Source organism: Lutibacter sp., from assembly GCF_013041805.1.
Lineage (GTDB): Bacteria > Bacteroidota > Bacteroidia > Flavobacteriales > Flavobacteriaceae > Lutibacter.
Genome location: NZ_JABDRI010000067.1, coordinates 1 through 12,596 on the forward strand (window position 1 = coordinate 1; position 12,596 = coordinate 12,596).

11 protein-coding genes are annotated in these 12,596 nt (G+C 31.0%); 7 read left to right on the plus strand and 4 right to left on the minus strand.

Annotated features, from left to right (window positions below; all coding sequences use genetic code 11):
- The first annotated feature begins 377 nt into the window (after window positions 1-377).
- From HKP59_RS08480 to HKP59_RS08495, 4 genes are read left to right on the plus strand one after another with little or no spacing between them, the layout of a single operon-like run.
- On the plus strand, window positions 378-1,709 hold the full coding sequence (locus HKP59_RS08480; protein ID WP_291805671.1) for a cytochrome ubiquinol oxidase subunit I: 1,332 nt from the start codon (window positions 378-380) through the stop codon (window positions 1,707-1,709).
- Between the two features lie 3 nt (window positions 1,710-1,712).
- On the plus strand, window positions 1,713-2,786 hold the full coding sequence (cydB, locus tag HKP59_RS08485; RefSeq protein ID WP_291805673.1) for a cytochrome d ubiquinol oxidase subunit II: 1,074 nt from the start codon (window positions 1,713-1,715) through the stop codon (window positions 2,784-2,786).
- Window positions 2,787-2,798: 12 nt separating this feature from the next.
- Window positions 2,799-3,095 (plus strand): hypothetical protein, encoded by a 297-nt coding sequence (locus HKP59_RS08490; protein WP_291805676.1) that lies wholly within the window; start codon window positions 2,799-2,801, stop codon window positions 3,093-3,095.
- 48 nt (window positions 3,096-3,143) lie between these two features.
- Window positions 3,144-3,500: a NifB/NifX family molybdenum-iron cluster-binding protein gene (locus tag HKP59_RS08495; protein WP_291805678.1), complete on the plus strand. Its 357-nt coding sequence runs from the start codon at window positions 3,144-3,146 to the stop codon at window positions 3,498-3,500.
- A gap of 10 nt (window positions 3,501-3,510) precedes the next feature.
- Here HKP59_RS08495 and HKP59_RS08500 read toward each other — a convergent pair whose 3' ends face one another.
- The 4 genes from HKP59_RS08500 to HKP59_RS08515 form a co-directional block, all read right to left on the minus strand.
- Complete coding sequence (locus tag HKP59_RS08500; protein ID WP_291805680.1) at window positions 3,511-5,310, minus strand: efflux RND transporter periplasmic adaptor subunit; 1,800 nt, start codon at window positions 5,308-5,310, stop codon at window positions 3,511-3,513.
- Window positions 5,311-5,316: 6 nt separating this feature from the next.
- Window positions 5,317-6,540 carry a TolC family protein gene (locus HKP59_RS08505; protein WP_291805683.1) on the minus strand — a complete coding sequence of 408 codons (1,224 nt, stop codon included), beginning with the start codon at window positions 6,538-6,540 and terminating at the stop codon, window positions 5,317-5,319.
- The gene (locus HKP59_RS08510) at window positions 6,530-10,219 is read right to left on the minus strand and encodes an efflux RND transporter permease subunit (protein ID WP_291805687.1); all 3,690 of its coding nucleotides are present in this window, start codon (window positions 10,217-10,219) and stop codon (window positions 6,530-6,532) included. The genes HKP59_RS08505 and HKP59_RS08510 overlap by 11 nt, the downstream gene beginning before the upstream one ends.
- Before the next feature lie 111 nt (window positions 10,220-10,330).
- On the minus strand, window positions 10,331-10,747 hold the full coding sequence (locus HKP59_RS08515; RefSeq protein WP_291805690.1) for a hypothetical protein: 417 nt from the start codon (window positions 10,745-10,747) through the stop codon (window positions 10,331-10,333).
- A gap of 162 nt (window positions 10,748-10,909) precedes the next feature.
- Here HKP59_RS08515 and HKP59_RS08520 point away from each other — a divergent pair, with 162 nt between their 5' ends.
- The 3 genes from HKP59_RS08520 to HKP59_RS08530 all read left to right on the plus strand — a co-directional run.
- Window positions 10,910-11,179: a hypothetical protein gene (locus HKP59_RS08520; protein ID WP_291805693.1), complete on the plus strand. Its 270-nt coding sequence runs from the start codon at window positions 10,910-10,912 to the stop codon at window positions 11,177-11,179.
- Window positions 11,180-11,252: 73 nt separating this feature from the next.
- Entirely contained in the window at window positions 11,253-12,224 is a 972-nt protein-coding gene (locus HKP59_RS08525) for a type IX secretion system membrane protein PorP/SprF (RefSeq protein WP_291805695.1), read from the plus strand.
- Window positions 12,225-12,260: 36 nt separating this feature from the next.
- Window positions 12,261-12,596 (plus strand): gamma carbonic anhydrase family protein (locus HKP59_RS08530; RefSeq protein WP_291805697.1); only part of this gene is annotated, 336 nt, incomplete at its 3' end.

Here is a 12,596-nt window from a genome sequence, read left to right on the forward strand (position 1 = left end):
ATGAACTATGTAATTTTGAATATCTTTTTAATCTAGACTAAATTAAAATAGATGTAAACACAAAAATGTATAAAAACCTTAGTATTATGAGTTGGTTTTACTGGAATGGAAGCACCTATAATTTTCATCATACCTTAAAACAAACAGGTAAACTCAAAACTATTAGGAAGAGTTATATATTATTTGTGTGATAGATTTTGGAGATAGAGTGATATTTGTAATGTGTACATCAAAAAAAGAGTTTATGATATCGCTTCCAATTGTAGGACATTGGCTTAAAAAAGTTGAGGTTGGTATTCTAAATAAAGTAAAATGAAATATAAGTTCTGTATTCAAGGAATGTAGTCATATATAAAACTAACTATAAAATTATTCAAATGGAAGATATGATTTTCTACGATAGATTGCAGTTTGCATTTACTATCACTTTTCATTACATATTTCCACAATTAACAATGGGATTGTCTCTAATAATTGTGTACTATAAATGGAGATTTTTAAAAACTAATATTGAAAAATATAATAATGCAGCTAAATTTTTAATGAAAATATTCGCTGTAAATTTTACGATGGGTGTTGTAACTGGAATTCCAATGGAGTTTCAATTTGGAACTAATTGGGCTAAATTTTCTGAATTAACTGGCGGTATTATTGGGCAAACCTTAGCTATGGAAGGTCTTTTCTCATTCTTTTTAGAATCTGCCTTTTTAGCATTATTTATTTTTGGAGAAAAACTGATGGGGCAAACATTACACTTTTTAACAGGTTTTTTTGTGTTTTTAGGGTCTTGGGCTAGTGGTTATTTAATTTTAGCGACGAATGCTTGGATGCAGCATCCTGTTGGCTATGAGATTTTGGAAAATGGTAAATATGTTTTAGAAAACTTTTCAGCATTGTTTAGCAACCCTTGGTTGTTACCAGCTTTCTTGCACAACCAAATAGCATCTATTGTAACATCATCATTTGTGGTAGCTAGTATTGGCGCTTTTTATGTTTTACGAAATAAAAATATAGAGTACGGTAAGTTATTTCTAAAAACAGGAATTATTTTTGGATTGGTTTCTAGCGTATTAGTGGCTGTACCTACAGGTGATTGGAATGCTAAAAATGTAGCAAACTATCAGCCAGCAGCTTTTGCAGCAATGGAAGGTATTTTTGAAACAGAAGAAGCTGGTGCTGAAATAGTGTTGATTGGTCAGCCTGATATGGTTCAGAAAAAACTAGATAATAAAATTGCTGTACCTAATATTTTAAGTTTTTTAACCTATCAAGATTGGAATCGTCAAATTCCAGGAATGGATCAGTTTACTGAAGAAGAATTACCAGATAATATACCTGCATTATATTATTCCTATCATATTATGGTTGGATTAGGTACTATTTTTATTGGAATTATGGCACTGTCAGTTTTCTTTTTATGGAGAAAAAAATTATTTTCTACGAAGCCTTTGCTTTGGGCAATTATGTTTTTAGTTCCGTTTCCTTACATAGCAAATTTAACTGGTTGGTATGTTGCTGAATTAGGACGGCAGCCTTATTTAGTGTATGGTTTATTAAAAACTTCTGAAGGTATTTCACCAACAGTTTCATCAGGGAATACCTTATTCACGTTATTAGGTTTTGTAGCCTTATATATGCTACTTGGCTTATTATTTTTAGTATTGGTAGGAAAAACCATTCATCAAGGTCCAACACCTCAAAAACATTAAATTATGGAAGTATTTTGGTATTTAATTATAGCATTAGTTTTAGCCATCTTTTTTATTTTGGATGGTTATAATTTTGGAGTAGGAATAATACACTTATTTTTTGCTAAAACAGAAAAAGACAAAGAATTAATCACAAAATCTGCTGGGCTATTTTGGGATTTTAATGAGGTTTGGCTTGTTGCTGGAGGAGGAATGCTTTTTATGGCATTTCCAACTTTTTATGCATCTGTATTTAGTGGGTTTTATTTACCTTTAATTATTGTTTTATGGTTAATTGTTTTTAGAGCAATTGGGCTGGAATTTAGAGGGCAATTTAATTTTCAAATGTGGAAAGATATTTGGGATACATCTTTTGGTGTTTCAAGTTTGTTGTTAGCTTTATTTTTTGGAATTGCTCTTGGAAATGTAGTAAGAGGGGTAAACCTAGGAGGTGTTGAAAATGGTATTTCTGCGTATGAACCACATTATTTTTTCTTACCATTATGGGATAGTAGCTTTAGTCCATTAAGTGAAACACCAGGCATAATAGATTGGTTTACTATTATTATTGGTTTAATTGCAGTGCTTACTTTGGCAATTCATGGAGCAAACTGGATTATTTTAAAAACTAATTCTTCTATTAACAATCAATTGAAAATGGTTATCTTTAAATTGACTATTTTATTGGCTGTATTAACCATAGTTTCTTTGCTTGTATGGCAATTAGTTAACCCAAATTCTTTAGATAATTTTATAGATAAACCTTACTTAATAATATTTCCACTGATTTATTTTTCTGGTCTAGTAGGATTATTTTTTATCAAAAGATTTAAAAAAGAAGTATATGGATTCATAGCATCAACATTAGTAATAGTAGGTGGTATTACGTCTTCATTGGCGTCTTTATTTCCAGTAATTTTACCTTCAACTCACGACCAAAACGAATCACTTACAATCTATAATACATCAGCTACTGAATATGGTTTATCCGTGGCATTAGGTTGGGGAATTATTGGCTTTGTACTTGTAATAGTATACATTATTGTTCAAAAAAGATTGTTAAGTGGAAAAATTGATAAAATGGATTATGGACATTAAAAAATAAATTATATGACACCCACCGTTATTTCATTATTCAGTATTATCATAGGTATTTTTGGAGCAAATATAATAGGTGGTTTTATTAAAAAATACGATTTTGGAATTAGTGGAAATACGATTGCAGGTGTTTTTGGAAGTGTTTTTTTAATAAAATCATTTGGTAGGTTGGGGTTTGATCCAATTTCAATAGTGAACTCAGGAAATTTTAATATTATTCTATTTTTAATTAATTGTTTGGTGTCATTTTTAGGAGGTATAACAGCGCTAGTTTTACTTCATAAGTTAAAGACTTTGATGAATAAATAGATGTTTAAGATGTATGTTTTTTAACTCAATAAAAGTGATAATAAAATTATGAAAATAGCAATTCCAACAAATGATCGTATTTCAATAGCAAAAAGAACAGGCAGAGCTGAAGAATTTGCAATATATATTATTGAGAAAGGAGAAATAGTAGCTTTAGATTATCAAAAAAATACTCATAGCCATGATGATGGTACTAGTGAACACCATCACGATGCTCATCATAGTCATGAACACGGAGAACATAACCATGATGAATTATTAGAAATATTTAAAGATATTGATGTTTTATTAGTCAGAGCTATTGGAAAGCATATGCGTGCAACATTAAAAAAAGGCAATATCAATTATCAATTGGTTAAAATTGATACGATTTCTGATCTAATTGAAAACTATTTAAACTCTTAAATTAGAATTTTTAATTTTCAATAATAGCAGCTATATTTCCGCATTTTAGCATCATATCACCAAAATATGGATTCATAATTTCTTCTTCAGTACTTAACCAAAATGCACCTCTGTCATTATTTGCCATTGGACAAAATTGCTTATATACTTTTTTGTTCACTCCAAAAATGGTAACAGTTTTTGCAATTGCATTTGACAATGTAATAAAGTGTTCTCTTTGAATTTTAATTGTTGCTGCAGTTGCTATTTCTTTTGAAGCAGTTTTCAATTCTTTTAAAAGTGGCATCCATAAATTATGAGATTTAGTATCTTTTAGCAGTTTCATATCCACTTTCTCTAAATTTTCTTGAAAGGTGATTTCAGCTGATTGAGCACGTTTAACATCATCATTAACCAAAGCATCTTTTATTGCTAAATAATTTGTGAAAACTGTGCTTAATTGATTCTGAAATTTTGTGGCAACTTTTATTCTTTTTATCACGGTATCATCTTCTGTTTTCTCTACTTCATTTTCTTCTTGAGTATTTTCAGAACCTTGCATACCAATATGATTTTCATGTCCCGTAACAACTCTTCCTCCTTCAGGACTCATCATGCTTTTTTTACCTTGTAATTGAGCAGCAGCATCTACCGTGAAAGTTCCATTGGTTACAATTTCTTCATTTAAACTTAATCCTTCTACAATTTCATAAGAATCTCCAATATCATTGCCAAGTAAAATTTCTCTCATTTGAAAAATTGGTTCAGTTCCAGGAATTTTAACATAAACAACAGATCTTTTTCCTGTCCATAAAACGGAAGTTTTAGGAACTACTAATAGAGCTTCACGTTTTTTAGTTGCATTTTTTGGTGTTAGATGCCCTTGAATGAACATTCCAGGTTTTAGAACTCCTTCATTATTTTTTAATTCAGTTCTTACAATAACAGTTCTAGTTGAAGTATTTAATACCGGATCAATAAATGAAATTTTAGCATTAATTTCTTTGTTTGGGTCTGCATTAGTTCTAATACTTATTTCATCTCCTTCTTTTATTGAAGAAAGTTGCTTTTCATAGGCATCAAAATCTGCCCAAACGGTATTTAAATTTGAAATCATGAATAGCTCTTGTCCTTCTTTTACATAATTTCCTTCTTCAATCATTTTTTCTGTTACTATTCCACTCACATTTGCATAAACTGGGAAGTTTGTGATTATACTTTTAGAAGCTTCTATTTTATCAATTTGTTTTTCAGAAAGTTTCCAAATTTTCAACTTATTTCTCACAGCTTGGTACAATGTTAAATCTTTAGTTTTAGACTCTAAGGCAGTTAATAATTCTTTTTGTGCAATCACTAGCTGAGGTGAATATATTAAAGCCAATTGTTGACCTTGGTATACTTTTTCACCAGTAGAATTCACAAATAGCTTTTCTATTCTACCACCAAAATGAGCCGTTTGAATTGAATTCGTTTTCTCGTTTTCTGTAATTTTACCTGAAAGCATGAAGCCACTTACTTCATTTGTAATACTATTTATTATTGTGGTTTCAATATTTGCTAATGCCAGTGCATTTTCTGACATTTTGAACTGATTCGCTTCTAAACCTTCTGCAGAAGGTTCGGCAGGAATTAGATCCATACCACAAATTGGACAATCACCAGCATCTGGTTGCATAATTTGCGGGTGCATTGAGCAAGTCCATTGTTGATTTATTGTTTCAGAAATTTGGTGATTGTGCGAATCATTTGGAGTTGAATTGCTTCCAAATAATACATAACCTAATAAGAGTCCACTTATTAGCATTCCGATGTAAATTATATATTTTTTCATTGTACTTTAATTAGTTGTTGTTAAAAATTCTAGTGTAGATTTTTGAATTGCATACTCCATTTCTGAAGTCACCATTTTGAATTGAAACTTTAACTTTAACTGTTGTATTTCCAAAAGTTGCTCAAAATCCATTTTTGAAGTTTCATAGGCTGCTAATAATACTTTTTGCGCCTGATCCGCTTGTTCTATATTATCTAATTGTGTTTTAATTGAAACTTCAGCATTTTTTAGATTTGCCATCGTTTTTTCGAACAAAATAACTAACTGATTACGAGTTTCTACTTTAATTGTTTCAACTGCTTTTTGTTCTAGATTTAATTGTTTTTGTTTCGAAATGTATTTTTTAGAAAATAATGGAATTGATAATGTTACCATAGGCATTATTATATCTTTTCCATTTTCTAATAAATTCTCAACAGCTCTATTTTCTACAATCAGATAATCTAACCCGATACCAATAGTAGGTAAGCCAGCTTTTTTAGTAGCTAGTTCAGATTTTTCTAGAGCACTGTGTAAATTATCCAATTTCAATAATTGTGGATTTTCTGAAATCATTTCTTTTTGAAATGAATTAACACCTTCAAAAATTTCAATATTCTTTGGAATGTTCACAGAAAGGTTCTCTTCTTGATTCAAAATTAAATTAAAGGCAATTTGTTTAGCTTTAAAGTTTTCTACAACGGTACTCAATTTATTAGAAAGCTCATTCTTTTCCATTCTAATTTTAAGCACATCAACCATTGTTGCTCTGTTGTTTTCTAATTCAATCAATGCTAAATCTTCAAAAGTTTTAAGAATTTCAATATTCTCTTTTATGATGCTCTCTTTTACATTTAATTCAAACAATTGATAGTAGTTAGTTTTAACATTAAGAAATAATTTTCTTTTAGTTAAATCAATTACATTTAATTGCGCATCAGCCTTAAAAGAAGCGCTTTCTTTTTTGGCTTCCAAAGTACCAAACCAAGGCATCATTTGTGATACTGAAAGTTTAGCCTTTTGAGCGCCAACTCTTGTTTCTGCTTCTTGAACAAAATATCCGGCTCCAATAGTTGTATTAGGTAAACTTCCTTCTTCGTTTACTTTCTCCAAAGCACTTTTGTATTTATAATGCATGGCTTGTAGCTCTTGGTTATTATTTTCTGCAATATTTAAATACTCTTGCAAGGATTGACCATAACTAGAAATACTTATAAATAATACTATTATATATCCTATTTTAATTTTCATTGTTTAATTTTTTTAATGAAACTTCTTTTTTCAAACTGAACAAAACTGGCACTACAAATAGTGTTATTAAAGCTATTAACATCCCTCCAAAACTTGGTATTGCCATTGGAATCATTATATCTGAACCTCTACCTGTTGATGTTAGTACAGGTAATAATGCGAGCATTGTAGTGGCAGTGGTCATTAAACAAGGGCGGATTCTTTTTTCACCCGCTTCAACAATTGAAGCTCTTATTTCTTGCTTCGTTTTTGGTTCGTTTCTTTCAAATGTCTGTGTTAAATACGTTGCCATTACAACACCATCATCAGTCGCAATACCGAACAAAGCTATAAACCCAACCCAAACAGCTACACTTAAATTAATTGGATGTATTTGAAATAAATCTCGAAGGTTTACATTAAAAACATCAAAGTTTAAAAACCAAGATTCTCCATACAACCATATCATCATAAAACCACCTGCAAAAGCAACTGCTATTCCAGTAAAAACCATTAATGATGTAGTTACCGAACGAAATTGGAAATACAATATTAAAAAGATGATTATCAATGCCAATGGAACTACAACTGAAAGAGTTTTTTCTGCTCGTAATTGATTTTCATAGGTTCCTGTAAACTGGTAATTAATCCCTTTTGGCACCACTAATTCCCCTCTGTCTATTTGACCTTGAATTGCTACTTGTGCTCTTTCAACAACTGTTACTTCAGCTTCACCATCTAACTTATCAAATAAAACATAACCCACTAAAAACGTGTCTTCACTTTTTATAACCTGTGGACCTTGTTCATATTTAATGCTTACTAATTCAGATAGAGGAATCGGATTTCCACCTGATGTTGGTACATAAATCTTTTTTAAATCTTCGGGGCTGGTACGTTTTTCTCTTGGATACCGAACCCGAACACCATAACGTTCTCTGCCTTCTACTGTTTGAGTAATTAATTTACCCCCAATTGCAACTTCTAAAACGCTCTGCACATTATTAATTGATAAGCCATACCTGCCTAATTTTTCTCTATCGATATCTATTAATAAATAAGGTTTTCCAACAATTCTATCAGCAAAAACGGCTTCTTTTTTAACACCAGGAACTTGTTTTAATACGTTTTCTAATTTTAAACCAAATGCTTCAATTTGTGCTAAATCTTGCCCCTTCACCTTAATTCCCATCGGAGCACGCATTCCAGTTTGTAACATGACCAATCGAGTTTCTATTGGCTGCAGTTTAGGTGCTGAAGTTACTCCGGGTAATTTTGTTACTCGAACAATTTCATTCCAAATATCATCGGCAGATTTTATTGATTTACGCCAGTTTCTGTAATATTCACCGGCTGAATCTTCAATTAATTTATTGGTTTCAATTTTGGTGCCTGAAGTAATAAATTGTCCTGAAGTTGTTTCAAACAAGTTATCTTCATTTACTTTAAATTTTAATCGTTTTCCATTTTCATTCAGTTTGTATTCTGGTTTATAAATAATTACATTCTCATACATTGATAGTGGTGCAGGGTCTAAAGCACTTTCAATTCTTCCAGATTTTCCAACTACTGTTTTAATTTCTGGGATGGTTGCAACTGCCATATCTAATTGTTGTAAAACACGTTTGTTTTCAGCAATTCCGGAATGTGGCATGGAGGTTGGCATCAATAAAAATGAACCTTCGTTTAAGGCTGGCATAAATTCTTTTCCGGTGTTTTTCCAAACTCCAACACCTAGTATAATTATGATTGCGGGAATGCTTAAAAACAATAATTTATTGTTTAAAGCCCAGTTTAAAATTTGTATATAAGACTTTCTGAATAAAGTAAAAACTCCAAGAATTCCAAAGCAAATTGCACTTACGAAAATTAGATTTATAAAGATTGAATTATCAACTCCTAATGGTCTCCAATACACACTTAAGAATGCAACAATGGTAAATGATGAAATAATAATATTTACCAAATTTGTTTTTTCTTCAGAAAGAATACCTCTTAATTTTAAAATGCTAGAAATTCCAAAGGCTATTAGTAATAAAGCAGCGTAATAACCACTAAACACACCTACTATACCTGCTATTATTAAACCAATACTACCAATGTATTTCCCTTTTTTTAAGGATGGTTTAAAGCCAAATAACCAAGCAGCAAAAGGTGGTATTAAAAATAAAGCTACAATTAAAGCAGAGGTTAAGGCCATTGTTTTTGTAAATGCGAGTGGTCTAAATAATTTACCCTCTGCACCAATCATAGTGAATACTGGAACAAAACTTATAATGGTTGTCATGACTGCTGTAATAATTGCTCCGGAAACTTCTGTAGTTGCATGATAAACTAATTTATTAATAGGTGTTTTATTGCCGTCTTCATCCATATGTCGGATGATGTTTTCCGATAAAATCACACCAACATCAACCATAGTACCAATGGCAATTGCAATTCCCGATAAGGCGACAATATTAGCATCAACATGAAACAGTTTCATAGAAATAAACACCATTAAAACAGCAATTGGCAATAATCCAGAAATTAAAACAGATGCTCTTAAGTTAAAAACCATCACAATAATTACTAAAATGGTAATTAGAATTTCTAAGGTTAATGCTTCATCAAGTGTATTTAAAGTTTCCTGAATTAATTCGGTTCTATCATAAAAAGGAATAATGGTTACTTGAGATGTTCTACCGTCTTTCAATACTTTTGAAGGCAATCCAGCACTAATGTCAGTAATTTGATCTTTTACATTGGTGATAACTTCCATTGGATTTGCACCGTACCGTGCAACCACAACACCACCAACAACTTCAGCACCTTCTTTATCTAAAATTCCTCTGCGTTCAGCTGGTCCTAATGTTACTTTTGCAATATCTTTAATGAGTATGGAAGTGAAATCTTTGGAGGTAACTACCGCATTTTCAATGTCCTCAACAGATTTTACGTAACCTAATCCACGAACCAAATATTCTGCCTGATTGATTTCAATGGTTTTTGCTCCAATATCTTTATTGGTATTTCGAGCTGCATTTACTACTTGTTCAAGCGAAATGTTGTATTCTTTTAAAATATCAGGGTTTACATCAATTTGATATTCTTGAACATAACCACCTATTGAAGCAACTTCAGACACTCCTGAAGCAGAAGAAAGCGCATATTTCACATAATAATCTTGAATACTTCTAAGTTCATGTAAATCCCATCCACCAGTTACATTGCCTTCTTCATCTCTACCTTCTAGTGTATACCAATAAATTTGGCCTAATCCAGTTGCATCTGGACCCAAGGTAGGTTGTACATCTCTTGGTAGTAATCCGCTTGGTAAAGAATTTAGTTTTTCTAAAATCCGACTGCGACTCCAGTAAAATTCTATGTCTTCTTCAAAAATGATGTAGATACTTGAAAACCCAAACATAGAAGAACTTCTAATTGTTTTTACCCCTGGAATACCTAATAATGAAGTTGTAAGGGGATAGGTAATTTGGTCTTCAATATCTTGTGGAGAACGACCTCCCCATTTGGTAAAAACTATTTGTTGATTTTCTCCAATATCTGGAATAGCATCAACAGCTACTGGATTTCTGGGAATGCTTCCTGTATCCCAATCAAATGGAGCTGTTGAAATTCCCCATCCAATGAATAGCGCAAGTAGTAATACCGCAACTAATTTATTTTCTATTAAAAAATGAATGCTTTTATGTAGCATAGATAACTAGTTTTAAGTGTATAGATAAAATGTATTTAAAAAAATACGTATAACAAAGAAATCCCGGATTGGTAATTGCCAACTGGGTAAACTTTTTCTAACGACTTAAAATCAGATTAAAAAAACTTCGTCAAGTAATTGTAGATCCTTGACAAGAAGAGGAGGAGAGTAATAGTTAAAAGGAACACTATTTTCTTCTATTCCTTCAAATAATTGAATATAAGAATAGCTCAAAGCAGCTACAAAGACTTGTTGCTCAAAATTTAAATGTGCAACGTCAATTTTTAATTCACTTTGACCGTCAATTTGAGTTAAAATATCACTACAGCAATTTTTTTTAGTGAGGCTACAATCTTTATTTGGTGATGGTTTTTCCATTTCCATCCCACAAGACTCAGCTTTAGAAAATAAGGCGCTATCCACTAAATAATCACCACAATAGTGTTGACTAACAGTAAACGACATAGTAGATAGTAAAACTACCATTGCCATAAAAACAGCTATTATTTTGTTCAAAAATTGCTTCATAATATTTGTCAAAGTTATTAAAAATAATTTAACACCTTATAAAGTGTTTGTTAAAACATAAATATTATAGCAATACTTAGCATCATTTTTATTTCTGTTTTATTTTAAAAATCAGTAACTTAGAAGTGAAATTTTTAAAATTAGTTAACTAAACCATTGGTTATGATATCCATAAATTTAACACAGATAGATTGTAAAGAGCAAGTAGCAAAAATTATTCGTACAAAAATGGAACATAATGGAATTAAAAAAAGTGAATTAATTTTAGGTACTCAGTTAAGTAAGACTGCCATTAATAGTGTTTTAGATGTTGAAAATAACGATAGGGATTATATGTTTGGAACCTTGCTTAAGGTGTTAGATTTTTTAAAAATCAAAATTTATATTGGTAAAAATGAGGATGTAAAAAGTAAAGTATTATCTCTTTTTTAGCATTTGTAAGAATTATTGGGTTTGCCGTTAGGTTGTTTTTTTATATTACTATATTTGACAATTATTTTACGAAATGAAAATTGTACCTAATTATATAATTATCTTATTTTTTGTAATACCTTTTATTACAAATGGGCAAGAAACATTACCGGTTTATTCAGATTATTTATCGGATAATGTGTATTTATTGCACCCTTCTGCTGCAGGAATTGGGAATTGTGGGAAAGTTAGGTTAACAGCTCGTACTCAATGGATGGGTACTGATAATGCTCCATCACTACAAACGTTAAGTGCTCATCAACGAGTAGGTACAAATATGGGTGTGGGTGTTATTCTTTTTAACGATAAAAATGGGTATCATTCGCAACAGGGTATTCAAGGAAGCTATGCCTATCATATCAATTTTGATGAGTATGACGAAACCAATCAAATTTCATTTGGAATTTCATTGATGGCTGTGAATAATAAAGTAGATGAAAGTGATTTTTTGCTTCCAGATCCGGTGATAAGTCAAATTGTAAATAGTGAAAATTATTTTAATGCAGATGTAAGTATGGCCTACCATAAAGGAGGTTTTTTTGGGTATTTTACGGCAAAAAATATATTGTTAAGTGCACGAAGTTTATATAGTGATAAATATGAATCGTTAAATTTACGTAGGTATTTAGTTTCTTTAGGTTATTATTATGGACAAGGAAAAAGTTTGCAAATAGAACCTTCTATTATGATTCATGCGATTGAACGAACTAGCGAGCAATTTATAGATTTTAATATAAAAGTGTATAAAGATGTTGCAGACGCTCAACTTTGGGCTGCTTTTTCTTACAGAAAAGGATTTGACAACGCACCAACAGAAGAATTAAATTATTTTACCCCAATTATAGGTGTAAATTATCAAAAATTTATGTTCGCATATACGTATACAAAGCAATCTGGAGATATTTTATTTGATGACTCTGGCTACCATCAAATCTCTGTAGGATTCAATTTTGGTTGTAGAACACCTCGTAGAAACGGTTGTCCTAATATAAATGGATCATTTTAAATTGAACTTAACTTCATTAATTTAACTTAGAATTTTATGATTATTAAAGAATTAAACGGTTACAAACCACAATTTGGAACCGATTGTTTTATTGCTGAAAATGCCGTAATTATTGGTGAAGTAAGTATGGGTAATCAATGCAGTATTTGGTATAATGCCGTTATTAGAGGCGATGTGCATTATATAAAAATGGGAAATAAAGTGAATGTGCAAGACGGTGCCGTTATTCATGCTACCTATAAAAAACACCCAACAAACATTGGCAATAATGTTTCTATTGGTCATAACGCATTGGTTCACGGGTGTACCTTACATGATGATGTTTTGGTAGGTATGGGTGCTATAATTATGGACGATTGTATTGTAGAAAGT